Source organism: Sinomicrobium endophyticum (genome assembly GCF_052983315.1).
On record NZ_JBRKIS010000030.1, the window covers coordinates 1 to 25,361 of the forward strand.

Sequence of the window (25,361 nt, forward strand, 5' to 3'; positions counted from 1 at the left end):
CCCATGGCAACACGTATGTATTTACCTGGCTGGCTATATATCCTTATTCTGGGGTATGGCCCTCTGGCTCTCGCGAATGATGTAACCACCCTGCGGCGGGTCTACACGGCCGAAGTGGGGATCAAAGAAGCCACCGGGCACAACGATGGCCAACGGGTAGCGGAATACCTCCGCTATACCGGCCTTGGCGAAGGCTACAACTGGTGTGCCGCATTCGTAAGCTTCTGTTTTGGCAAGGCAGGCTACGCCAAGCCTCGCACTCCCTGGAGCCCCGCACTGTTCCCGGACCGTAAGGTGATCCGGACAAACAAAAAGGAGGGAAGGCTCCAAAAACCCCCCGTGCCGGCGATGTCTTCGGCCTCTACAATACCAGCCTGGGCCGTATAGCCCACGCCGGTTTTATAGACCGGTGGACCGCCAACTGGGCCTATACCGTAGAAGGCAACGTGAATAACGCCGTAGTACGCAAACGCCGCCCCGTCCGAACCCTTACCGTTATTGCCCGGTGGACGGATAACTAATACAGATTCATCAATGAAAACTACTATTAATGCATAAAGTCTTAGTTGTGAAAATGAATCTTGTATTTGAACAAATCTCAAAAGCTCCTCCCTTCATCCCGATGATTATCGGGAGAAGGGAGGTACCCGAGCGTAGCAACGGGGGGAGGGTTTGAAATCCCAGGTCACGGGATTATTCCAAAACATTCAGGTTTTCCTATGGCTTGGGCTTTCTAACCCTCCGACCGGACTAAAGTCCGCCCACCTCCCTTTATCATCCCGATGACTATCGGGAGGGAGGAGCCTTTAGAGGTTTTGACTAAAACCAAATGTTTAACATAAAAAACTTAAAAAAATGAGACGACCAAAATTAGTAACAAACTACGGCCATCTGAGTGATGGCGACCTGGCCGTACTGGCCACCCGTACCCTGGATGCCCTGGGGACGAATACCCATTTCCCGGACCTGTACCCGCCATTTGCGGAATACGAGCCCGTGGTGCAGGATTACCTGAACAAACAGGCCATTACCGCTTTAGGCGGCAACCTTCGGGAAACCAAGGAAAAGGACGAAGCCCGTACGGCACTGATTACCATGATGCGGCGGGTAACCACGTACATCAATAATTTTACTGATCTGGCTTCCACACAGCTCAGCTCCGGGTTCTATCCTGTAGCCCATCCTAAAAGCACCAGGGTACCCCGTGCTTGTGAATGGACGCGTCTCCGTGCTTCCCGACGGCCGGGTGAGATATTGCTGGAGTTCCCGGCTATTCGGGAAGCCTACGACTATGAGATGCAGATTGCCGATACGCTGGACGAGGACGGGCAGCCTCTATGGCAGCCCGCCGGGAGCAACTCCAACTCCCGCGGCAATTTCTATACTCCCGTGCAGGACGGGATGACGTATTATTTCCGGGTACGGGCGCGCAATAAGAACGGGGTGAGCGCCTGGAGCCCCGTATCCTCCATGCGTGCCACGGTAAAGGAATGAGCATGGACACCCTGCAAAAGCTATTTATCCTGTGGGCCGGTTGCTGTGTTGTGGCCTGTAGCAGTACCCGGCACCACCGGCAAAGCGAAATCAAACAGCGTTCGGAAGCACGAATAACCGACTTCCGCGCCATGTCCGTCGAACAGTTCGACAGCTTGTCCGTGGTACAGGTACACCAGGCCTGGCAGGAACTGGAAGCAGTGGCTATCGTGCCTGTGGGCCGGTTTAGCTATCACCGGGATTCTGGCTTTAGCGGGGAGGCCGAAAAGGTGGTGATCTACGGTCAACATAACGTGGTTTATGATGCGTTGCAAAACGAACACCGTAGCCATACCTTACAGGAAAAACACAACCTGCGGGACAGCACCCATACCCGGGAAGCACAACGGTACGAAGCCAGGGCCGTACAGCGTACCGGTGCCACCAGCCGGCGCTGGTGGTGGATCGCCATAGCGGTCCTGGCCTTTATCGTCCTTGCCCGGGTGATCCGGAAGCGTTTTCGGATTTAGGAACCGTGTAGATTTTTGTGTCCGAACAAGCCCGGATAGTGCCATTTAAGGGAATGCGTATATGCAGGATCGAGTTGGATCAGCCGCAAAGGCATCCCGGTAAGCGGCGGACTGAAACCAGTCCGCCGCTTTTGCATTTACATACGTATGTCCAGGTAACCGTGTTGACGGCTAACCCAACTGCTTGTGAATTCACCCTGTTTTCTCTTTACTGCCAATAGTATCCATAGCACCGTAAACCGGGATCTCCGCACCGCCTATACATCCCCCCGAACCGTAAACGGAATACTCCCGGCTGCCAACCCTGTCCGTTGTGCAGCAAACTTAACCCGGTATACGGTAAACCCATTCGGGTGTGAAATCAGCCGCAACCCGGTAAGCGGTAAACAGAGTTCTGTTTACGGCAGACAGAATCCCCTGGGCCGTCCACCCATTCCCAATACAATATAAACCCAACCCTGTTAGCGGCTAAGGCAACCGGGTATAAAATCAGAAGGAGACCGGTATGCGGCTAACGGGAACGGGTGAGCTGCATACGGAGTTCCCTCCGGCATAAACAGGATTGTGTTAATGGCCGTTTTCCGGGCATTAAACCGGGAGCAATGGGGTGAATGCCGTTTTGGTCCTGCCACGGGTATGTATGCCAGGGGGCTGTGCTTGTCATGAGGTCTGCTCCACCAATTGTTCAATCGCACAACGGCCGGTCAAATATGTCTAAAGTTTGGCCCGGTTTCCGAAGACGCCAAATACTTCTTATAGGATTTGACTCCCCGCTTCTCTTTGGTTTTGTTATATTTAAAGGTAAATTAAACGACCTTAAATAACATTCTTATAGAACTCATCTTGACTTTTGTGATTGAAGCGAACCTGCCTGGCCGGCAGGCAGGAAATAGAGATTTTTGCTTCAGATGCAGGCTTTTTTGCGCTAGGACCGAGCGTCAAAAAAGGTCTGGGAGACCTTATCTTGTAGAATCGTGAAATAATCCTATTAAGATACTAAAAAACCAAGGATTTATACAAATATTCCCATTCTTTTTTATACTTTTATTTTATTAAAAATCAGAAACTTATATCAAAGTTTAACACAGTATTGCCTCCTCTATGTAGCGCATCGTTTACTGCCAAAAGATTTTCCTTTGGAGGACTACAGGTTTTATGACTTTTTCAACCCTGTATAATTTTCCTAAAAAGGAACAAAACCCCTGATTCAATCAAGGGTTTTGAATTAATAGTTTTTTATCAGGCTTTCTCAAATCACAAACGAAGTTACTTGATGGATCAAACCATCCTTAAAATTCCAAACGTCACAAAAGGAACTATTTTTTGACTCCCCGTTTTTTTCAAATACTATCTGACCAAGCTCAACAACGAAATCCTTTTCTTTGATATAATTTTCTGTTGTAAATACTAATCCATCATAAGTTGAGCTCATGTACCTAAGAATTTCGACCTTTCCATGGAAGGTGCTTTCACCGACGTTTTCCCATTTTATATCTTCGGTGCAGTAAGTGATGAATTCGTCATAGTTTCCTTCTGCCAAAGCTTTGTTCGCCTTTATAAAAATATCCTGATTACTCATATCTGATCTTTGTTTAATAACTGTTTTAATTAAACTTCTTTTTCAACCTCTATTCCTATTTTTCCATAGAAGTTTTCATCACCAGTTTTGTATTCCAATAAACCATGGGCTTTACCTATTTCAGACAATGGATAGACCTTATTTAAAACGGGCTTTAGCTTTTTGTTTTCTACCAATTGGGTCAGTTCATCCAATTTATTTCTGTTCTGTCTGGTAAAGACAAAGTGATAGGAGGCATTTTTCCCCCAAGCCTCAATAAGGTTCTGAGGTTTTTCTATATCGACAATGGTGACTACTTGCCCCATCTGACCGAGTATCTTTCCACTATCGGAAAGTGTATTGCCCCCTATGGTGTCAATGACCACATCAACCCCTTTATTGCCTGTCATTTGCTGAATGACATCAATGTAATTTTCATTTTCATAGTCAATGACATAGTCAGCACCCAATTCAAGAAGAAATTTATGATGGGCTTTTCTGGCTGTAGTATACACAATTGCTCCCATGGCCTTGGCTATTTGAATGGTCGGTATACCTACACCACCGGCACCACCATGGATGAGTATGGACTGGTTGATCTTGAGCTGCGCCCTGGTAACGAGCATCTCCCAGGCTGTTCCTGCGGCCAGGGGAAGTGTTGCAGCTTCCAGATGGCTCAGGTTCTTTGGTTTTAAACCAATGATGGCCTCTTTTGCCACGTGAAATTGTGCATAGCTTCCCGGTCCGTTAAAAATCTCAGGGGTATAATACACTTCATCCCCGACCTTAAAGTTTTCCACTCCCGGACCAATCTCTACGATCTCACCAGAGACATCGTGACCTGTAATGACCGGTAATTCCAATTCATTTTTATAATCTCCACGCCGTACCTGGTAGTCCAAAGGATTTACAGAAGTTGCAAAGACCTTGACCAAAACTTCCTTGAATCCGGGTTTAGGTGTGGGGATATCCACAATTTCAAAATTTTCAATAGAGCCGAACTCTTTTAACACTGCTGCTTTCATAATATTATATTTAAAAATGTTAAATTAAAAAGGTTGAAAAATATTGCTTTGAGAAATTTTGATTTCTAACAAATGATGTTTTAGACAGTTAATCATTTAGATAAGGCGACCATAGATTCCGGGTAAATCCGATGTGGCCAACAAAATGAGGATAAACTTGATATTTTTCATTTCAATTTTCATTAGTTTAAAAAGAAACTGAGTAGTTATAATTCTTGATTAATCAAGAAAAACATACAATGATTTTGATTTGTAAGCTTAAAAAATTACGTATCTATAAACCAGTGCTCTTTAAAGTAAAATTTCATATCGCTGCAATACTTACACGTCTTATTGTTGACCAATTCTGTGCCAAATCAGTAAGTCATTTGTATACAGCATCTTAAGTGTAAAGTAGTATTTATTATATTCCTTAATTGTAATATTTTTCTAATATTTAAGAAATAGTACTTTCTTCTTAGCGTTTAGTATCATTATTCTAACAATTTTGAAATGTAAGCCCTAGCCATGCTATTAATGCTAATTAAGGGTCAGATTTTTGTTTTAGTTAAAGATCAATTAGTTGTGGTTTTTCAATAAAAAAATAGTCGAGTTATTAGGTTACTGAGTAATTGAGTTATTCAGTTTACAGGTATTGTCTAAATAACTCAATAGCCTAATAACCAATAACTAAAGTGCAATTTCATTCTTTATCAAAATATGCTCCTGAAGGTTATAAAGATTGAATTTCAACCCTTAATTCACATTATTATATTATGCATAGGAATAGTAGGAATTTAGAAATTGAATTTTTAGTACATGACATTTTTTTATTTCAATTCACATCGTAGGTATTACCACAAGGCAAAACGCATCTTGACCTTTGGTATTCGGGTATTCGGGTGTTCGGGTATATGGATGGATGTTGATAACTCGTACACTCGACCACAGGCATACTCGTATGTATGACGAAATTAATTTTTGTCATGTACTAAAAATTGAATTATAATTATTAGAGATGGCTACATATTCTCAATTTCGTTTTGAAGATTTCCTTTTTCAATGGTGCAATCTTTTGAAAAATCTTCCATTTCACCTCGTTATTGTTGTCCATTGCTAACCTGACCGAGGTTGGTATGATTACAGGACTGGAAGTGTCAAACAAAGCACTTTTAGGGCTTGATTTAGAGTTCTCCAAAGGGCTTTAGGTTTTTTAGTCGTTCTCGGCACAAAACCCCATGATTTGATTTATGCACGCTCATAAGTTCCAATGTTATGTGGTAACGATCAGTTTCCCAACAGTTCTACCGGTCTCTTGCTGTAAATGGGCTTCTTGCATCCGATCGAAACCATACGTTTCGAAAATATGTGGTTTTAGGATCCCTTTTTCCAAAAAGGACGCAATCTGTTCCATATCCTCACCATGGGATTGCACCAGGATGAAATAGCCTTTTACCCCTTTGGTAGCAGCCCTTGAGGTGACTTCCTCATTCAACCCGGTAGGGATGCTGATGATGCTTCCGCCTTCCTTGGTCACTTCAAGGGAGTGGTCTATATTATCACCACCAATGGTATCGAGGACAAAATCAAATTCCCTTGGGTGTGCAGCCCAGTCATAGCCACGATAATCAATGTGTTCATCAGCTCCCAAGCCCAATACAAAATCCTTGTTTTTTGCGGAGGAGGTTCCGACCACCGTGGCCCCTAAATACTTGGCAATTTGGACCGCGATGTGACCCACTCCTCCCGAAGCGGCATGGATAAGTACTTTCTGACCTTTCTGGACATTGGCATTTGTGACCAGGGCCTGCCAAGCGGTCAAGGCGACCAGGGTTGCTGCGGCCGCCTTTTCATGGGAAATGTTTTGAGGTTTAAGGGCAAAATGCGATGCAGGGGCCGCTACGTATTCCGCATACGCCCTTCCATGCCCGGGAAAGTTTACCATCCCGAACACCTCGTCGCCAATTTGAAATTTGGCATCGTGGCTCTCTACAACAGTACCGGAGATATCCCATCCCAAAACAAGGGGCTGTTCATCCTTTATCCGACCATATATGCCTTTTCCATTACGGGTTTTTACATCGACAGGATTGATGCTTATCGCCTTGACTTTTACCAATACTTCCCCGGTCTTGATTTCCGGTCTGTCCACGTCTTGAATGACTAAGTTTTCTGCACCGCCTGGTGCCTGTAATACAATTGCTTTCATATTTATATATTTATATAATTAGGTAAAAACCTAAAAGTTGAACAAAATTTTTTATAGTTTATTTTTAATATGCGTTGCTAAATCTTGGATTGATTTTTCATTTCTTTTATAATACGTCCACTGTCCCTTTCGTGTAGCGATCAACATATTCGCGGTAGACATTGTTTTTAGATAATCGGAAACAGTAGGGATGGACATTCCCGCCTTTTTTGCAATATCTGACACACATACACCCAATTCCGGGGTGTCTTCGCTCAGTTCCTCTTCCGGAAAATGGGCAAAAGGGTCTTTTAACCATTCCAGAATATTTAAACGGGTTTCATTTGATAAGGACTTTATGATTTCCAACAATTCCATAGTTCTGTTTTTTTACTGGTACAAATTTAGGTAATTACCTAAATACCTACATAATTTTTAATAAAACTTTATGAAATGGTCCAATTATATCCAATCTTCTATACCTCACCATATCGAGGGTGCATTGATGGTTAACAGTACCATGCGCCTCCCGGCATTGGCCGCCTATCCCGGGGTGTCCAGGGAAACACTGAGCCGCCTTCATTCATAATAGGCCTCTTTGATGCTCCTTAATCTCGAGCGGGTGGTTACAGAGGCAGGATATGACTGCAAGAACATTGTCCGCCTGAACATCCATACCACGTCGACCGAAGCGCTATGGACCTATTTCAAAATCCTTCGGGGTTGGGTGGAAAAACCCGGTATGGAACAGGGCTTAACATTATTGGAAGTAGTAAGCCTATTAGAGAACTTGACCGTTGATTTTGAGGATTATACCGTTGTTAAATAGTATCCAAATAGGTGTTTGTGGAAAAGGGAAATCCGTTTGGCCGATTTCACTTTATGTTTTAATGGGGGTGGACAGATTTCAATTTTGTCGGCCAATACCTTTGGTTTTCACAAATACGGACCCAATAGCGGTTGTTGAATCCCATTAAATGGGTCTTATTCCCTGATCCTCTGCATCGAAATGAGCTAAGGCTTGCTCGTGTGAATACCTCGCGTCCCGATAATTATCGGGACGCGAGGTAGTTGATTGCATGGTTTTTATTGGGGATTGTCATATATTCAGCCATCTCAAGTCGTTTTCTGTGGATTTCTCTTTAGACTGACTTTTTTTTCGATGCCCAAACGCTTCATTTTGGCAAAAAGGGTCTTGTCTTTCATCTTTAATATCTTGGCCGCACCACTGGGACCACTGACCCGCCAATTGGTATGGTCGAGGACCTCGATGATGTACTCCTTTTGAACAGCTTCGAAGGATTTAAAGCCGATGTTGGATGCATGGATATCTTTTAGTGGTATCCAACTTCCCGGTTTTAGCGTTGGACCATTCTCTACGATGACCGCACGCTCGATCATATTTTCCAGTTCCCTGATGTTTCCGGGAAAATTATAGTTTAGTAATGCATCTATCGCATCTTTTGACACACGATTAAAAACTTTCCCGGCCTTCACTGCATACTTTTCCAAAAAAAACTGTGTCAATATAGGGATGTCGTCCTTTCTGGCGCGCAAGGGAATATTATGTATCGGAAACACATTCAAGCGGTAATAAAGATCTTCCCTGAACCGGCCATCACGAATCATTTCCTTTAAATCCCGATTGGTGGCCGCAATGACACGTACATCGACTTTTTTTGTTTTGGTACCGCCCAACTCATCGAATTCCATTTCCTGTAGCACCCGAAGGAGTTTGGGTTGAAGTTCCAAGGGCAATTCCCCGATTTCATCGAGGAAAATGGTTCCCCCGTCTGCAAGGGTAAACTTACCAACCTTGTCTGCAACAGCTCCGGTAAATGCCCCCTTTTTATGCCCGAACAGTTCACTCTCGATGAGTTCCTTTGGAAGGACAGCACAATTGATCTTGATCAAGGGACGTTCCTTCCTTTTACTATTGTTGTGTATGGCCCTTGCCAATAATTCCTTACCGGTACCGGACTCACCGGTGATCAATACCGTTGTTTCCGTAGGGGCCACTTGATCGACCTGGATAAGTACACTTTTATAGGAATCGCTTTTGCATATGATGTTTTTGAAGTTTATTTTAATACCGATTTCTTCCTGCAAGTATTCGTTTTCGATTTCAAGACGCTCCTTCAAGGATTTAATTTCTTCCAGGGCCTCATAAATTTGTAGGTCGTGCATTTTTTTGGCGGTGATATCGCGGACCACAGAGCAACAGTAATCCTCACCTTTATAGGTTAAATAACTTGAAGTGATGTCCACCGGGAACACGGTGCCGTCCTTTCTGTTGATCAACCATTCGAACCGATGCGACCCTTTTGCCCTTAACAGATCAAAATGCGCATTGTAAAATTCATCCGTAACGACGGGATCCAGGTCAAACATGCCCATTTTGTCCAGTTCTTCCCGGCTATATCCCAACTTGTCAATCAGAGATTCACTATAGTACAGTAAATCTCCTTTGTCATTATATACATAGATCAAATCCTGGGCATTGTCAATCACAGTGCTTAGAAGGCCCAGATCACTTTCCTTGTCCTTGATTTCTGTCACATCTTGATAGACCCCTAAGACTTTATAGATTTTATCCCCCTTCAAGATGGGTTTGGCCACGGCCCTGATATATCGGGGAGGGGAATCACTGGATTCGAAAAGTTCATCAAAAGCGATTCCATTGTTTATGACTTGCTCAAGTAAAGACCTGAATTTATCACTATCCTTAAATTTATGGATGATTTTGGCGAGAGTTAAATCTTCTGGGTTTTCTGTATTAAAAATTTCCAATGCATAAGGGGTGGCCAGGATGGATCCATCATATAAGCTCAGTTCCCACCCTCCCAAATGGGCCATGGATTGGGTGTCCTCAATCAATTTTTTGAAAAAACCGGCCTCTCTTACTTCATGTAAAATAGCACATATATATTTTTTTCTATCATATGAGAAACTCTGGGCGTTGACTTCGACTTCATAAAATTTCCCTGTTTTAGTCTTGTGGGTGGTAGTGAATCGAATACTCCTTTTGTCATGGACTTCTTCCCAATGTTTCCTCCAACTTTCGGGTGTAACAGTAATATTGATGTCAGTGATAGACAGTGTTTCGCATTCCTTTTTACTATAACCCAGTGCATTGCACAACTTAGCATTGGCCTTAATGATTTTGCCCTTCTCATCCAACCAGACCATCTCGTGCGGTAGTTGTTCCAGTAGCCAGCCATTTATCTCCGCATCGTGCATATTGTCCTTCATCTGTATACCTCTTTAATGATGACAAAAATAAATTTTATTTCTCATATAATGGAAAATTACAAAAATAAAGAATATTACAAAGTATCTTTTTAGTTTAGGGGATACCTATATTCCGAGATCTATGGAATTGGTATAAAAAATCATTGCCGGAATTGGCCAGCCCTGTAATAGTATAACCATGCTTGACTAGGTGTTTTGTCCATATAATTTACTTGGACGAAATATGTTTTTCTATACCTAGACGCTTCATTTTGGCAAACAAGGTCTTGTCGTTCATATTCAAAATTTTTGCCGCGCCATGGGGTCCCCCGACACGCCAATGGGTATGTTCCAACACCTCGATGATATAATCCCTTTGATTGGCTTCAAATGATTTGAATTCATTAGAAAGAGGTATATTTTCCTGTTCCGGAACCCAGTTACCAGGGTTTAGGGTAGTGCCGTTTTCGACTATGACGGCACGTTCTATCAGGTTTTCCAATTCACGGATATTGCCCGGAAAGTTGTAAGCCATGAGTCTTTCAACTGTTTGTGGTGCCAAGCGCTTGAAAGTCTTTCCGGCCTTGGGGGCATACTTTTCCAAAAAATATTGGGCAAGTATCGGGATGTCAGGTTTTCTGGCCCGCAAGGGGATATTGTGTATGGGGAATACGTTCAAACGATAATAAAGGTCTTCCCTAAACTTGCCTTCTTGGGTCATTTCCTTTAAATTCCGGTTCGTTGCGGCAATTATTCTTACATCGACCTTGATTGTTTTGGTGCCCCCTAGTTCATCGTATTCACCTTCCTGTAAAACTCTGAGAAGCTTGGGTTGAAGCTCCAAGGGCAACTCACCTATTTCGTCAAGAAAGATGGTGCCGCCATCAGCGAGGGTGAATTTACCTTCCTTATGGGCGATCGCCCCGGTGAAAGCACCTTTTTTATGGCCGAACAATTCGCTTTCCATGAGTTCTTTGGGCAGGGTGGCACAATTGACCTTGATCAACGGACGATTTCCTCTTTTGCTGTTACTATGGATTGCATGAGCCAATAATTCCTTTCCGGTGCCTGACTCGCCGGTGATCAATACCGTTGTATCCGTGGGAGCCACCTGTTCAACTTGTATAAGTACGCTTTTATAGGCCTCGCTACTGCTTATGATATTCTTGAAATTGATCTTATTGCCAATCTCTTCCTGCAAATATTCATTTTCATTTTCAAGACGCTCCTTTAAGGTCTTTATTTCTTGCAGGGCCTCGTACAGTTCCAGGTCGCGCATTTTTTTAGCGGTGATGTCCCTGCCCACGGCACAATTATAATCCTGGCCATTGAACCTTAGATGGTTTGCCGTAACTTCAATTGGAAACTTTGTGTCATCTGCTCTTGGTAACAACCTTTCAAAACGAAGCGAGCCTTTATCGATGATTTCTTGAAAGTGGGTTGCCCACCATTCCCGGTTGACCGCGGGATCCAGATCAAATATTTTAGTATGGTCCAGCATTTCCTTGCTGTACCCCAAATGTTTCATTAGGGATTTGTTATAATGTATCACATCCCCTTCTTTATTGTAGACAGCAATGAAGTCCTGGGCATTTTCCATAACGGCCTTATAGAAACTTAGATCATTTTCTTTATGCTTTATATCGGAAATATCTTGATAGATACCGAATACCCTATATATCTTTTTCCCTTTTAAAATGGGCTTTGCAGCGGCCCTGACATATCGGGGCGGGGAATCGTTGGTTTCCAATATTTCATCAAAGGCAATCCCATTTCTAATCACTTCTCCCAACAACGACCTGTACCGGTCACTGTCCTTAAACCTATGGATGACCTTTGGTGGGGTCAGTCCCTCCGGATTCTTGACATTCAGAATATCCATGGCACAAGGGGTTGCCATGATGGACCCATCCAGTAAGGTCAGCTCCCACCCCCCTATATTTGCGATCTGATAGGTATTGTCTATGATCTTTTTATGAAAGCTGGGTTCCGCAAATTCTTTTGCAACAGCGCACAAATAATTTTTTCCGTTATATGAGAATTTTTGGACATGTACCTCTACATCGTAGAACCTGCCTCCTTTGGTTTTGTGGACCGTGATAAAGTTGACGCTTCCTTTTTCCATGACCTCCTGCCAATGGGCTTTCCAGCCTTCAGGTGTCAGGGTCGTGTTGATATCCAGAACCGATAATGTGCTACATTCCTTTCTATTGTAACCAATAGTGTTGCAAAACTTCTCGTTGGCATATACAAACTTGGCATCCTTATCTACCCAGACCACTTCATAGGGCCATTGATCCATCAACTTTGCTTTAAGCTGAAACTCATCGAGCATATCCTTCATTTTTCATAGCGTTTGATTCCAGTTAAAGATACTTTAATTTCTAATATAAGAGAATAATATGATATTAAGGAGAGTTTATATTTTTCTTAATTTCTATATTTTATTGATTATCATGTGTTTATATATGTGGCATAAAAATAGCCCAATTGGGACAGCATGATCATCCAAATCGATGCCGTAAGGTTGATAAGCGGATGGTCAAATAACAAATAACAAGAACTAAAAAATGTAACCATTATGAACAAAACACCAAAAACCGGACTTGAGGGGCTTCTTCGGCCCGAAGACAGCATCGTAGTGCTAATCGATCATCAACCTTTTCAAATGGCCAATTTGCATAGCCACGAACCGACAATGGTCATTAACAACACTGTAGGTCTTGCAAAAGCAGCAAAAGTTTTTAATGTACCAACTATACTTACTACGGTAATTGAAGAACGTGGGGGCTATATCTTTAAAAGTATTCAAGATGTATTCCCAGAACAGAAACCCATTAACAGAACCTTTATCAATACTTGGGAAGATCCTGCAGTTACCGATATCGTAAATGAAAGTGGTCGTAAGCAATTGATCATAGCAGGGTTATGGACAGAAGTTTGTGTTGCCATGCCTGCAATCCAAGCTTTGGGGGAAGGTTATGATGTGTTTGTTGTTACGGATGCCTGTGGCAGTGTAAGTGCCGAGGCCCATGATATGGCTGTCCGTAGAATGGTCCAGGTAGGAATTGTGCCCATCAATTGGTTGGCCGTGGCTTCAGAATGGCAACGTGATTGGGCCCGTATGGAAACAGCAACTCAATTGGGGCCAGTTTTGTTTGATCATGGTGGAGGAAGTGGTGTTGCTTTGGCTTGGGAACTTCAACTTTTGGACACCCCGGTGCCCAATGAAAAGTAAAGTGCGTTACAACCGGTCCCGATGTATCGGGATCGGTTTTTAACTGTTTAAAACTACTGCTATGGGAAATACAGTACTTGCCTCCATTATGGAGGAAAATTTAAATAAAGTTTGGAGTGAGCGGGACAAGGCGATTCGGCTGAAAGTCATCGAAGGCCTTTATGGGATCGATAGTGGACTCTACCATGTGGGGCATCAGACCCATGGACACCAAGCCATCAATGATAGTATCACCGAGGTATTGAAGCAAATGCCGGAAGATTTTGTCTTTCGTTTACTACAACCCGTAGTGATTAACAACAATATCGGAAGGTTGCTTTGGGGGATAGGGCCGATAGGGGAGCAGCCCGTGCAGACCGGAATGGATATCGCCATTTTCCAAAATGACAAAATACAGGCACTCTATGTGTTTTTGGATTAAACAACATAAGAAATGAAAAAAGGAACTAGTTTTTCAACAGAGGGCCAAAGGGCCGATATAGGGGACTTGACGATCAATAGAATGGTACCGAACCGGTATGCGGATGCCGTTGGACCCTTTGTCTTTTTGGACCATATTGTTCCGAAACGCCAACCTGCTGTCATGGATAGCGGAACAGGGGCGCATCCCCATAGGGGCATTGCCACGCTGAGTTATATTATTGATGGGGAAGATGAACATTTCGACAGTGCGGGAAATTACGCCAAAGTGCATTCAGGCGGGGTGCAATGGATGAAGGCCGGAAATGGTATTGTGCACGATGAGACCTTGAACGTGGATTCAGATGCGGGAACCAATCGCACCCATGCCTTTCAGTTTTGGATCAACCTTCCAGCAAAGAACAAGGCTGAAAAACCGGAGTACCTGGCCATCCATGCCCATGAAGTGCCACAAAAAGCATTGTCGGACAATAGGGGGTGGATCAAGGTCATCGTGGGCGATTATGAAGGGCTTCATTCTGCCATACCCAACTATTCAATACAGTTCCTATATCACATCCAATTGGAACCGGGGAAGGATTTTACCGTGTTCATGGAGAAAAACATAGAGGTAGCCGCCTTTTTGCCCACAAAGCATGCGCTACTGAACGGCGCCGAGTTCAGGGCAGGGGAATTTGTGGAATTTGATAGGAATGCGGGGGAGATAACCATTGAAAACAAACTTCAGGGTCCCATCGATGTTATGTTGTTCGGGGGAGAACGCTATTCGGAGCCCATTGTGGCTGAGGGACCATTTGTGATGAACAGTCGGTCCGAGATCGCTGATGCATACCGGGATTTTTATGCGGGGAAATACGGAAAAATAAAGTATTAAAAACAAGCTTAACGAAAAATCAACAAATCATGAGAAAATTAATCGTTCTGGTAACTGCGGTTATCTTTAGTGTAAGCAGTAGGGCGCAATCCACTGGACCATTGGTGGGTGCCGATATGATCGTATTCAATGCAAAAATTACCACGGGAAGCCTGACCAAACCCGAAGCTTCAGCATTGGCGGTAAAAAGAGGCAGACTATATGCCGTAGGCACTGATGCCGAGATACTAGAGTTGAAGGACAACAACACCAAGCTTATCGATGCAGTGGGTCGACGCTTGATACCCGGTATCAATGATGCCCATACCCACGTACTGAATGAAAGGAGCTATAACTATAATGTGAGATGGGAAGGTGTGCCGACCTTGGAGAGAGCCCTGGAAATGTTGACTGAGCAAGCAAAACGAACTCCTGAAGGCCATTGGGTGAAAGTGATCGGTGGTTGGTCGCCATACCAGTTTAAAGAAAATCGATTGCCCACCATAGAAGAAATTAGGAAAGCGGTCCCAAACAGGCCTGCGATTGTACAATACGCCTACAACCGCGCATATTTAAATGAATTGGCGATGGAAGCTTTTGGAGTTGGTACGGATAAGTTTCCAGATTCACCAGAAACCATATTCGAAAAAGACAAAAATGGAAATTACACAGGTGTTGTACATTCCTATACATTTACATTCGCCGCTCTGGAACTCATGGTGCCACAACCTTCAGATGAAGAGCAAATTAGTTCCATTACCAATGCCATAAACGATATGAACCGGTTCGGAGTTACTACAGCTGTAGACGCAGCAAGTATTTATGGTTATCCCCATGGACATGCTCCCATACAACAACTGACGAAGGAAAATCGTCTGAATATTAGAATGCCATTTATCGATCTTCAGTTTGGCGATACCAACAGCGCAAGTTTGGTGGATGCTGAAATTAACGTCGTTACAAGAAAATCTCCCATAAGTGCAGGAGAGAACTTGCATCCAACCATGACACATGGTCATGAATATGAAGGCACAGGTGAAATACTTCGACTTGAAATACACGATCACGAGAATTTTGACCGACCCGCGGTAATCATAGATGAAGAATTAATGCATCGTTATATAAAAGAAGACATTACAAAACTTATCGAGAAAGGAATCCCCTTTCGTTTGCATATTAGCTATAACGAGAATATCACTGCATTCCTGGATGCCTTAGAAACTATAAATGAAAAGACACCATTGGACGGTTTACGTTGGAGTATTGAACATGCTGAAACGATTACTCCCGAGAATATTGCCAGGGTAAAAAGACTGGGGGGCGGTATAGCCCTGGACATGAAAATGGCCATGCACGGTGATGGGTTTATAAAGACATATAATGTTGGGAAAGCACTTCAAACCCCAAGATTACGAGCGTTGGTTGACAGCGGGATTCCACTTGCCATTACCACCGATGCCTTTAGGGCCTCCTCCTATAATCCATGGATCGGTATCAGTTGGATGACCACGGGCAAATCGGTGTCGGGTTCGGAGATTCTTGCAAAGGACAATCGTTTGACAAGGGAAGAAGCATTGAAACTCGTTACAGTCGGGCCAACTTGGTTTGAGAACCAAGAAGGCGAAATGGGCAAGATCATTCCGGGGCATTTTGCAGATTTTGCATTGCTTGACAAAGATTACTTCACCATACCTGATGAAGAGATAAAAACCATCTCATCCGTATTGACCGTGGTTGATGGAAGAGTGGTCTTTGGTGCAAAAGACTACAGTGAACTGTCTCCGAAATTGCCAGAGACACTTCCTGAATGGTCAGCTGTAAAATACTTCGGAGGCTATTATAATACGAAGAACTGAATTAATGATAAACGTGGAATAGCCTTTTAGTTATGCAAATATGAATCGAACGAGATAATTAATAAACAAGACCATAATCCATCCATGGTCGTGACCATTGAAAATGATGGTAAATCGTTCATTTATGATGAGCTATTCTTCAGGGATAGTAGACGCCTCCGACGATTTTAGACCAGGAAAACATGGAGAAATCAATCAATAAAAAGGAAGGGTAGTTCGTAGCAAAGACTCTACGGAACCTAAAATAAAATATGCATAGAGAGACAAACATTACATTAAAGGAAATCATCATTGAACAATGAAAACAATTTACACCCTGGCATCTTTAATAATTTCTACTGTTTTACATGCTCAAAATCTTGAAGAATCTACCATTCAAAACGAGTTCCAATTGACAGGAGACAGCATTTCTTTTCCCCTGACGATTGTGAATGCTTTTCCGTTTATTTCCGGTGAAGTTAACGGGGTTAAAGGGAAATTTATGTTTGATACGGGTAAGCAAGAAGCTTTAGAAATCAATAATAACATGGTTCCTTTATCGTCTCAAAAAGAGTCAGGTGATGGTTTTGTTGCGAGTGGTCAAAAATTTAAAAAGTATACCAATGATACTATTGAAGAGGTAGGTTTAGTAAACGGTTTACATTTTCAAAATCTCAAACAAATCGAAAGTGCTAATTTAGATTTTTTACAGAATAGTATTACCCCTGATTGTATAGGATATATAGGTTTTGATTTTTTCAAGAGATACCTTTTCAAACTGGATTATACCAAAAGAAAGCTTACTTTCTATAAAAACACTGCTGTAAGAGCATCTTCAAAAGACTTTTTAAACGGAGAAAAATTACTAGCCACATTAGACTTTGAAATTAGAAATCTACCTAATATTCCTATGCTAAAAGTAAAGGTAAACAATGTTGAAATTCTAGGGATCTTCGATACAGGTGGTAATTATGGATTACTGGGAATAACCGATAAAGATGCTGAAAAACTTACGAAGGAAAAAAATCTTATCGATTATGGAAAAGATGGTTATAATGTCAGTTTATTTTCTTTGAATAAAGTAAAAATGAATTCTGATCTGACTACAGATTTTATAGCGATCGATAAATATGAAGGTGACTTTAGTCCTGTTAGAAAGGCTTTAGGATTAACAGAGGATAATTTTTTACTCATAGCTCATCGGTTTCTGGCAAAATATAAAACGGTATGGGATTATGAGCATAAAAAAATTTATGTTTTAGAATACTAATCATAAACCCAACCCTAATTTCTTAAATAAATTAAACAACTATGAATATGAAAAAACATGCAATAGCCGTGTGGAACGGTACAATCAAAGAAGGAAAAGGCCATCTGACTTCACAAAGTGGAGCTTTAAAGCAAACACCTTATACGTTTGTATCCCGTTTTGAAAACGGAACGGATACCAATCCTGAAGAACTGATGGCCGCAGCGCATGCCGGTTGCTTCACCATGAAATTGAGTGCGGATCTCACCACTGCAGGCTACCATCCTGAGGAACTGACAACAACATCAACTATCACATTGGATAAAGGGGTTATCACAAAATCAGATTTGGTTTTGACCGCAAAAATTCCAGGGATTACGGAAGAAGAATTTCAAAAAAAAGCAAAATCTGCTGAAGAAACCTGCCCTGTAAGTAACGCTTTCAAATTAGAAATTACTTTGAATGCTACTTTAGTATAAACAAAAAACAAGAAGAAGAAATGACAAATAAAGAAATCGTATTAAAGGCAATGGATGAGTTATTCCATGAAAAAGACAGCACAGCCATAGAACGCTATTGGCATGAATCATACCAACAGCACAACCCATCGATGATCAATGGTCATGAAGGGCTTAGAAGGCTTTTGCCTGTTTTGGATTTAGGTTTTAAGTGGCAGCCCGGTATCATCGTGGAAGAGAAGGATATTGTGATAACCCATAGTCTCGTTCACGGGTGGGGTCCGGTTCCGGTCATAGTGGTGGATATCTTTCGCTTAGAAGATGGAAAAATAGCAGAACATTGGGATGTCGTACAGGAAGAGGTGCCATCGGTCAAATCAGCAAACGGAAATGCCATGACTTCTTTTTTGTAATGCCCATTAATAAACCGGACGAGTTTAGGGTTTGCAATAAAATAAGTTAGAAAATCAGTTGAATAATTTAATCATTATGATACCACAAGGCTCAGGGAAATGAAAAAAAACAATATAATATCAGTTCTTCTCTTAACTTTTGGCATCCATTCTTATGCGCAACAAAAACCCTTTATGGACTATGTGCTCAGCTGGGACGGACACTCCTCTACATTAGAGGTCGAACTAACGTATTCTGCATCTCAAAAAGACAGTACTGTGTTTATATTTGGGGACCCGAATTTTGGCGGGCAGACAGATATATTCAAAGTTGTCAAAAATATTCGTGCTACCCGGCCTGAAGTGGTCAGGATAGATGAAGTGGACAGACGTATCACCATATACCACAACGGGGCAAAAAAACACCGGATCAGTTATGAAATAAACGGTTCACTTCCCGCTGATAAACCAACTATGGCTTCTCAAACGGAACTGTTCAGGCCAGTTGTCACAAATGGAGTATTGACGTTGGCAAACAAGCAGTTTGCCCTGGCCATAACTGATGAAAGTAATCCTTTGGTATCGTTCAGATGGCGTGATTATCCCGAGAATTTCAGCTATTTCAATTCCGTTGTCCCATCTCAAGGAAATCCATCGGAAAAGCTTTCAGCCTATTACGACTCCATTTCCGAAATGGTATACTTTGTTATGGGGGATAATATTGACGTGAGGGAATACAGCGTTATGGATATTCCCTACTATTGTGTGATCACGAAAGTCGACAACTATGGAAATGACTTGCAGGGGAGTCTCAACCCTTTTTTTGAAAGCTATTTTCCGAGCATCCACAGGTTTTGGAACGATACGGATTTTCCGTTCTATTTTTTATCTGTCACAGCACTGCAAAACAACCAAGCAGAAATTGGTGGGGGCGGTTTTGGGATCAAAAACGGCTTTGTCATGAAGTTGGGAAGGCCATTTGGTACATGGGAAAAGTACGTAACGGCACACGAAACTGCCCACACTTGGATTGGCATCAAAATCATGTTAGGGGAGGGTAGTTTTGACCATCAATGGTTCGGGGAAGGGTTTAACGATTATACCACCCTCATTAATTTGGCCTACAGTAAAATTTACGGGAAGGAGGATTTTCTGAATTACCTGAATGAAGAGAGCTTAAAACCACATTACGAGAGTGAGGTCAAAGGGGCACATAATGATTCCATTGCCGCAAATTACTGGACGGATTATGGTAATTATGGAAAACTTCCCTACAGACGGGGGCTGATCTATGCTTTTTTTCTTGATAACCAGATCAGGTTGGCATCTGACGGGAAGTTTACACTCAGGAATATGTTGCTCGACCTGTACGCGATCAGAAAGGCAAAAAAGAATGATGGGATTTTAACGGTTTATGATTTTATTGACGTAGGCGCTGCCTATGTGGACAAAAAAGAACTGGAAGGACAGGTAGCTCGCCATATGGTTGAAGGACACCCCATTGATTTTAACAACGTAAAACTTATTGACGAATTTGTGGTCGAAATCAACGACAGTATACCGAAGGTAAACTTAACCGAGGGTGCAGAGCTGACCACAATATATCAGTGGTAATGACAATACCTTGTAAAATAACTACCAAATCAAAGGCATTTTCACTCTTTGATATCAACGGAATAAAGTCTTAAAGAAATTTAAAAATGAAAAACAACTTAACAGGCAACAGATATATAATGGATGTAGGTGTTTTGAAAACCGAACTCTACTTCGAAGCCGAGGAATCCATGGTTTTTACGGTAATAGAGGGAGGAGGTCTAACCACCAATGGGTATTCGGAAAGAGTGGAAACCACAATCGCTGAAGTTCGACCGCAGGTATATATGGTAGCATGGAGAGAAAAATCCGGAGCAACGGTAACCCATGTCGAAGACCATGAAAACGGAATCATTTATAGCAATGCGACCTTGCCCGATGGCAGTTTTTATACGATGAAAGGCACAATAAAGCCTTTGTAAACAAAAGTTTACAATATGGAAAATAAAGAGATATTGGCAAAAGCCAATAAGGCCGTTACAGCTGGTGATTATGAAGGTTTTCTGGCATTCTGCACCGAGGATACCAGATGGACATTTGTAGGAGACATAATTCTTGAAGGAAAAGAAGCTGTTAGATAATGGCAATAAATTATATAGTGCCACCGAGATTTGATGTTATACAATTAATTTCTGAAAATGAATACGTGACTGCTTTCGGAGAAATAGAAATAACAGACGAAGACGGAAAAAACAGGCATTACACTTACTGTGATTTATGGCGATTTCGTGAAAGGAAAATGACAGAGCTAACGGCCTATGTAATCGAAACTAAAGCGTAAAAACCTTATGGGTTGATATTCGGTCCTCGGTATATATGATTGCATAGAAGAAAATTCAGAGACAACGGCAATGCTTGCCCGATGTTAATTTTAGCAATGAAAGTAAATATAAATTAAAAAAAGTAAACACTTAAAAATGGAAATAGGTATCGATAGTTTTGCATCGGCCATGTACGGCAGTAATCTTAGCAGTGCCGATGCTATGGAACAGTTACTGGATCGGATAGTCATTGCCGACGATGCAGGCCTTGATGTTTTTGGCATCGGAGAGCATCATAAAAAAGAGTTTTTGGATTCGGCACCAGCGGTAATTCTTTCTGCTGCGGCTGCCAGGACCAAAAATATTATTCTCGGGAGTGCAGTTAAGGTTTTAAGTACGGATGATCCTGTACGGGTATATCAGAGTTTTGCAACGCTGGATCTCATTTCAAAAGGAAGAGCAGAGTTGGTCGTAGGCCGCGGATCAGCTATTGAAGCATACCCTCTCTTTGGATATAACCTTAAAGATTATGATGCGCTCTTTGCAGAAAAACTGAAATTATTTCTCCAAATACGAGAGCAGGAATATGTAACATGGTCAGGAAAATTCAGACCTGCTTTAAATAACCAACCCGTTTACCCAAGAGCCTTTCAGGAAAAGCTCCCGGTATGGCTGGGTGTAGGAGGTACACCGGCTTCCTTTATACGGGCAGGTTCTTTAGGACTTCCCTTAATGGTGGCTGTCATCGGTGGGGAAACGGAACGCTTTCGCCCCCTGATAGACCTTTACCGCGAAGCAGGAACCAAAGCAGGGTTTTCGCCCGAGCAGTTAAAAGTGGGGTTACACTCACCAGGCTATGTGGCACATACAAGTGAGGAGGCAATTACAGACTACTATCCGGGTTATGCCGAACTATGGACCAAAGCAGGTAAGGAGCGTGGCTGGCCTCCGGTAACGAAAGCCGGCTTTGATGCATTAATTGCGCCTAAAGGTGTGTTGGTGGTTGGTGGCCCGGAAGAAGTTGCCGAAAAATTATTACGACACAGTGAAGCGCTTGGTGGCATTGACCGGTTTACCTTTCAAATGGACAATGCCGGTCTGACACACCGGCAATTATTGAAATCCATTGAGTTGATTGGTACAAAGGTTATTCCGCTTATTAAAAAATCAAAATAATAAAAATGTAAAACCTCTGAGCTTCTCCGGAGGTTTTACATGCTTCCATAAAGTAAAAATCAATAATGCGCGTTTTGCTAATAGTACTTTTATGTAATTGCTTCCTCGTAACCGCCCAGCAAATTCCCAAATTTCAACAAGTGCGGTATAACGAAGATTACTCCGGTCTCGAAAAAGATACCGTAAGGGATTGGTACCATCGATTGAAATATAAAAGGATCAGCAAAGATGCTTATATCAGTTTTGGAGGCGATTTCAGAACACAATACCTGATTATGGACAACGAAGGTTGGAATCCGGATCTTAGGGATGATGACGGGTATTTGCTTACAAGATGGCTGTTACATGCTGACCTGCATCTCTCGGGAAACGTTCGTGTTTATGCGGAATTACAGAGCGCTTTGGCCAATAGCAGGAAAATCCTTTTGCCTGTTGAGGAAAACCCATTAAAACTTCATCAACTTTTTATAGATTACAAACCATTCATTAAGACTCCTATTACATTCCGTATGGGAAGACAGGAAGTAAGCTATGGTTCTACGCGCTTAATTTCTTTAAGGGATTCTCCCAATACCCGCCGTTCATTTGATGGGATTACAGCAATTTTTAGTGGAGATAACATAAAAACCGATATTTTCTATTTGCATGCCGTGGCAGATAAAGTGGGTATTTTTGATGATACCTCTTCACCGGATTTACGGCTTTGGGGCACATTTTCGGATATTACCACATCAAAAAAGGAACTGCATTTTAATTTCTATTACTTGGGTTTCTATAACAAGAATGCGCTGTTCTATGACGGTGCCGGTACGGAAAAAAGACATACCATCGCTTCCCGGGTTTTTAAAAACAGTGGTAAATGGTGGTATGATTTGGAAGGAGGCTATCAATTCGGCTCGATAGGCAGCAGGAAAATATCAGCCTGGAGCATTGCTTTAGCTACTTCGTATAATTTTACTTCAATAAAATATACTCCGGAAATCGGACTCAAGGCTGATCTTATCAGTGGTGACAAGGACAACACAGACAATACGCAACAAAGCTTGAATACGATGTTTGGTCCCGGAGCCTACTTTGGTATGGCTGCACCGATAGCCCCAAGTAATCTTATGGACATTCACCCGAGTGTAAAACTATATCTTTCGGAAAAAGCAGCATTTACCTGCGATTATGCCTTTCTTTGGAGATACAGTAGAGGTGAAGGAATTTACCGGCCCAATATGTTACCGTTTTTCGAGCATAATGACGCTTCTTCCCGTTATATAGGGAGTCAGATTTCCGGTATTCTTACCTACAGGGCCAATAAGCATGTCTTTCTGCTTACGGGCATGAGCTGGTTCGACTCAGGGGCATATCTCAGGGAGGTATCTACCGGTGAAAATATTGTATTCGGATTTGTCAGTGCACAAATAAAGTTCTAGTGGCTTAAGTAGTACAAAGAATACCTCGTAAATGAACAAAACCAAATTAAAAAGGGAAATAGGTGTTTTTGGATACAGAGCCCATATGGTCAATATGGTTGTGGACTCCGGTATTTTTGTATTGCCTGCAATCGTGGCTTTCGGCCTCGGGGCTTCCAGTGTTTTTGCTTATCTGTTATGTATAGTTCTTGTGGCTTTTGTGAAGCTCTGCTTTGCGGAAGTGGGAAGCAGGGTTACAGACCCTGGAGGTGCCTATGTTTACATTAGAACCGCTTTTGGACCCTATGTACAAACGCCGTCCTTAATACTTTTCTATTATTTAAGAAATATAAACGGATGTTTTAAAAAGAAGGGGTTTTTTAAGCCGTTCCGGGAAAATGATGTTCTCAACCCCATCACTGCTACGACATCGTAGTATTCCCTAAAAGTGAAATGACTTGACGATTTTAGCTTGTAAGTGGTATTCCTACAGGTAGATATAGTTTTTGTAGACAACTATTGTCCCTGATATATCACGTTACCAATTCATCTATCGACCCAAACTATGGATAAGCCTATCCATAACCATGGTTCAAGGGATGCAAATTAGCATCAGTTAGCCTTGGTAAATTCTAAAATATTAGAAAAGTATTAAAAATCGGAAGGATTGATTATATTTTTTAAAATGTAAATAACTTATAATCAATAACTTAAAACAATGGCATGGATTTCGTCATGGTCATAACATATTTGAAGCCCAACATTCCAAAAATCCAAATTATGAATACCACATTGCATAAAGCCGAAACAAGAGGGAACGCCAACCATGGTTGGCTGGAATCGAGGCACTCTTTCAGTTTTGCCAATTACTATGATCCTGAGCGAATGAACTTTGGTGCCTTGCGGGTACTGAATGATGACAAGGTCGCTGCGGGGATGGGCTTTGGCACACATCACCATAACAATATGGAAATCATTTCCATACCCTGAGGATGCCGGAGTATGGTTCCATATGGCCAAACTTGAAAAAGAAAAGGAGGTAATGCACCATTTGAACAAGCCCGGTAAAAATGGGGTTTATGTTTTTGTGCTCCATGGAAAAGTTTCCGTAATCAAGCAAACGTTGGGCAGCAGGGATGGTTTTGGGGTCTGAGACGTCGACCAATTGAATATAAATGCAAAGGAGGATGTTGAGCTACTAGTAATGGAGGTTCCAATGTCATAACATATGAATTAAAATGTATAACAGTCAATATTGACACTTTAATCAAATCAAGGATGAAACGAATTATTGTATTTCTAAGTGCAGTTGTTTTAACTACCGCTGGGGCGGCACAAAAGCCTAGCCCCGAATTATTGAATCCGACCAACCACTCATTGCTGTTGATTGATCATGAAGGCCAAATGGCCTTTGCCACGCACAGTATTTCAACAACGGAATTAAGGAACAATGTTGGTCTTGTAGCCGGTGCATCAAAAATCTTTAAGGTGCCCACGGTAGTGACCACAGTGGCAGAAAAATCGTTCAGTGGTCCCGTTTTTCCGGAAATCCAAGAATTTTATCCGGAATCGACTTCTGGTTACGTGGACAGGACGACCATGAACACCTGGGAAGATATCAATGCCTACAAGGCCATTACAGGAAAAAACAAAAAGAAAATTGTAATGGCCGGTCTATGGACCAGCGTGTGTATCGTGGGGCCTGTTCTATCCGCATTGAGTGAGGGCTATGATGTATATGTCATCACCGATGCCTCTGGTGATGTTTCCCAGGAAGCACACGATCAGGCGGTGACACGAATGGTACAGGCCGGTGCCAAACCAATGACCTCATTACAGTATCTATTGGAATTGCAAAGGGATTGGGCCCGTCAAGAGACCTATAAGGCGGTTAACGATCTAGTGGTAAAATATGCAGGTCCCTATGGCATTGGGGTACAGTATGCAAGAGAAATGCTTAAGCATTAATTCATCAAACCAGGATTTCTTCCTTAAAACGAGA

General features: G+C 42.3%; 26 protein-coding genes and 1 pseudogene. 21 read left to right on the plus strand and 6 right to left on the minus strand.

Annotation, left to right across the window (positions count from 1 at the left end):
* The 4 genes from ACVBDU_RS11855 to ACVBDU_RS11870 all read left to right on the plus strand — a co-directional run.
* Positions 1-387: C40 family peptidase (locus ACVBDU_RS11855; protein WP_514372381.1), on the plus strand; the 387-nt coding region annotated here is incomplete at its 5' end.
* Between the two features lie 468 nt (positions 388-855).
* Positions 856-1,494 carry a hypothetical protein gene (locus ACVBDU_RS11860; RefSeq protein ID WP_447179969.1) on the plus strand — a complete coding sequence of 213 codons (639 nt, stop codon included), beginning with the start codon at positions 856-858 and terminating at the stop codon, positions 1,492-1,494.
* Positions 1,495-1,496: 2 nt separating this feature from the next.
* Positions 1,497-2,003 (plus strand): hypothetical protein, encoded by a 507-nt coding sequence (locus ACVBDU_RS11865; protein ID WP_447179970.1) that lies wholly within the window; start codon positions 1,497-1,499, stop codon positions 2,001-2,003.
* Positions 2,004-2,189: 186 nt separating this feature from the next.
* On the plus strand, positions 2,190-2,453 hold the full coding sequence (locus ACVBDU_RS11870) for a hypothetical protein (protein ID WP_447179971.1): 264 nt from the start codon (positions 2,190-2,192) through the stop codon (positions 2,451-2,453).
* A 799-nt stretch (positions 2,454-3,252) separates the two neighbouring features.
* On the opposite strand, the gene ACVBDU_RS11875 is transcribed toward ACVBDU_RS11870, so the two are convergent.
* From ACVBDU_RS11875 to ACVBDU_RS11890, 4 genes are all read right to left on the minus strand, one after another.
* Positions 3,253-3,582 carry a nuclear transport factor 2 family protein gene (locus ACVBDU_RS11875; RefSeq protein WP_447179972.1) on the minus strand — a complete coding sequence of 110 codons (330 nt, stop codon included), beginning with the start codon at positions 3,580-3,582 and terminating at the stop codon, positions 3,253-3,255.
* A gap of 29 nt (positions 3,583-3,611) precedes the next feature.
* Complete coding sequence (locus tag ACVBDU_RS11880; protein ID WP_447179973.1) at positions 3,612-4,586, minus strand: zinc-dependent alcohol dehydrogenase family protein; 975 nt, start codon at positions 4,584-4,586, stop codon at positions 3,612-3,614.
* 1,252 nt (positions 4,587-5,838) lie between these two features.
* Positions 5,839-6,774, minus strand: coding sequence for an NADP-dependent oxidoreductase (locus tag ACVBDU_RS11885; protein WP_447179974.1), 936 nt, complete (start codon positions 6,772-6,774; stop codon positions 5,839-5,841).
* A gap of 51 nt (positions 6,775-6,825) precedes the next feature.
* Positions 6,826-7,131: an ArsR/SmtB family transcription factor gene (locus ACVBDU_RS11890; protein WP_447179975.1), complete on the minus strand. Its 306-nt coding sequence runs from the start codon at positions 7,129-7,131 to the stop codon at positions 6,826-6,828.
* A 70-nt stretch (positions 7,132-7,201) separates the two neighbouring features.
* Between ACVBDU_RS11890 and ACVBDU_RS11895 the strand changes: the two genes are divergently transcribed.
* Both ACVBDU_RS11895 and ACVBDU_RS11900 read left to right on the plus strand, forming a co-directional pair.
* Positions 7,202-7,342 (plus strand): hypothetical protein, encoded by a 141-nt coding sequence (locus tag ACVBDU_RS11895; RefSeq protein ID WP_447179976.1) that lies wholly within the window; start codon positions 7,202-7,204, stop codon positions 7,340-7,342.
* Positions 7,343-7,354: 12 nt separating this feature from the next.
* Positions 7,355-7,582, plus strand: a complete 228-nt coding sequence (locus ACVBDU_RS11900; RefSeq protein WP_447179977.1) for a hypothetical protein — start codon at positions 7,355-7,357, stop codon at positions 7,580-7,582.
* 287 nt (positions 7,583-7,869) lie between these two features.
* Here ACVBDU_RS11900 and ACVBDU_RS11905 read toward each other — a convergent pair whose 3' ends face one another.
* Both ACVBDU_RS11905 and ACVBDU_RS11910 read right to left on the minus strand, forming a co-directional pair.
* Positions 7,870-10,005 carry a sigma 54-interacting transcriptional regulator gene (locus ACVBDU_RS11905; RefSeq protein ID WP_447179978.1) on the minus strand — a complete coding sequence of 712 codons (2,136 nt, stop codon included), beginning with the start codon at positions 10,003-10,005 and terminating at the stop codon, positions 7,870-7,872.
* A 208-nt stretch (positions 10,006-10,213) separates the two neighbouring features.
* Entirely contained in the window at positions 10,214-12,328 is a 2,115-nt protein-coding gene (locus ACVBDU_RS11910) for a sigma-54 interaction domain-containing protein (protein ID WP_447179979.1), read from the minus strand.
* A 237-nt stretch (positions 12,329-12,565) separates the two neighbouring features.
* On the opposite strand from ACVBDU_RS11910, the gene ACVBDU_RS11915 reads away from it, so the two are divergent.
* The 15 genes and pseudogenes from ACVBDU_RS11915 (at position 12,566) to ACVBDU_RS11985 (ending at position 25,327) form a co-directional block, all read left to right on the plus strand.
* Positions 12,566-13,222: a hydrolase gene (locus tag ACVBDU_RS11915; RefSeq protein WP_447179980.1), complete on the plus strand. Its 657-nt coding sequence runs from the start codon at positions 12,566-12,568 to the stop codon at positions 13,220-13,222.
* Positions 13,223-13,283: 61 nt separating this feature from the next.
* Positions 13,284-13,643 carry a hypothetical protein gene (locus tag ACVBDU_RS11920; RefSeq protein WP_447179981.1) on the plus strand — a complete coding sequence of 120 codons (360 nt, stop codon included), beginning with the start codon at positions 13,284-13,286 and terminating at the stop codon, positions 13,641-13,643.
* A 12-nt stretch (positions 13,644-13,655) separates the two neighbouring features.
* Entirely contained in the window at positions 13,656-14,516 is an 861-nt protein-coding gene (locus ACVBDU_RS11925) for a pirin family protein (RefSeq protein WP_447179982.1), read from the plus strand.
* Positions 14,517-14,545: 29 nt separating this feature from the next.
* Positions 14,546-16,351, plus strand: a complete 1,806-nt coding sequence (locus ACVBDU_RS11930; protein WP_447179983.1) for an amidohydrolase — start codon at positions 14,546-14,548, stop codon at positions 16,349-16,351.
* 298 nt (positions 16,352-16,649) lie between these two features.
* The gene (locus tag ACVBDU_RS11935; protein ID WP_447179984.1) at positions 16,650-17,600 is read left to right on the plus strand and encodes a hypothetical protein; all 951 of its coding nucleotides are present in this window, start codon (positions 16,650-16,652) and stop codon (positions 17,598-17,600) included.
* A 47-nt stretch (positions 17,601-17,647) separates the two neighbouring features.
* Positions 17,648-18,058, plus strand: coding sequence for an OsmC family peroxiredoxin (locus ACVBDU_RS11940; protein ID WP_447179985.1), 411 nt, complete (start codon positions 17,648-17,650; stop codon positions 18,056-18,058).
* A 20-nt stretch (positions 18,059-18,078) separates the two neighbouring features.
* Positions 18,079-18,450, plus strand: a complete 372-nt coding sequence (locus ACVBDU_RS11945) for a nuclear transport factor 2 family protein (RefSeq protein WP_447179986.1) — start codon at positions 18,079-18,081, stop codon at positions 18,448-18,450.
* Positions 18,451-18,549: 99 nt separating this feature from the next.
* Positions 18,550-20,043 (plus strand): gluzincin family metallopeptidase, encoded by a 1,494-nt coding sequence (locus tag ACVBDU_RS11950; RefSeq protein ID WP_447179987.1) that lies wholly within the window; start codon positions 18,550-18,552, stop codon positions 20,041-20,043.
* Between the two features lie 86 nt (positions 20,044-20,129).
* Positions 20,130-20,444, plus strand: coding sequence for a MoaF-related domain-containing protein (locus tag ACVBDU_RS11955; protein ID WP_447179988.1), 315 nt, complete (start codon positions 20,130-20,132; stop codon positions 20,442-20,444).
* A 15-nt stretch (positions 20,445-20,459) separates the two neighbouring features.
* The gene (locus ACVBDU_RS11960; protein WP_447179989.1) at positions 20,460-20,603 is read left to right on the plus strand and encodes a nuclear transport factor 2 family protein; all 144 of its coding nucleotides are present in this window, start codon (positions 20,460-20,462) and stop codon (positions 20,601-20,603) included.
* Between the two features lie 336 nt (positions 20,604-20,939).
* A complete protein-coding gene (locus ACVBDU_RS11965; protein ID WP_447179990.1) occupies positions 20,940-21,959 on the plus strand; it encodes an LLM class flavin-dependent oxidoreductase in 1,020 nt (339 codons plus the stop codon).
* Between the two features lie 65 nt (positions 21,960-22,024).
* The gene (locus tag ACVBDU_RS11970) at positions 22,025-23,380 is read left to right on the plus strand and encodes an alginate export family protein (protein ID WP_447179991.1); all 1,356 of its coding nucleotides are present in this window, start codon (positions 22,025-22,027) and stop codon (positions 23,378-23,380) included.
* A gap of 31 nt (positions 23,381-23,411) precedes the next feature.
* Positions 23,412-23,795: a hypothetical protein gene (locus ACVBDU_RS11975; protein ID WP_447179992.1), complete on the plus strand. Its 384-nt coding sequence runs from the start codon at positions 23,412-23,414 to the stop codon at positions 23,793-23,795.
* A 344-nt stretch (positions 23,796-24,139) separates the two neighbouring features.
* A pseudogene (locus ACVBDU_RS11980) lies at positions 24,140-24,584 on the plus strand (pirin family protein).
* A 53-nt stretch (positions 24,585-24,637) separates the two neighbouring features.
* Positions 24,638-25,327, plus strand: a complete 690-nt coding sequence (locus tag ACVBDU_RS11985; protein ID WP_447179993.1) for a hydrolase — start codon at positions 24,638-24,640, stop codon at positions 25,325-25,327.
* Positions 25,328-25,361: the final 34 nt, after the last annotated feature.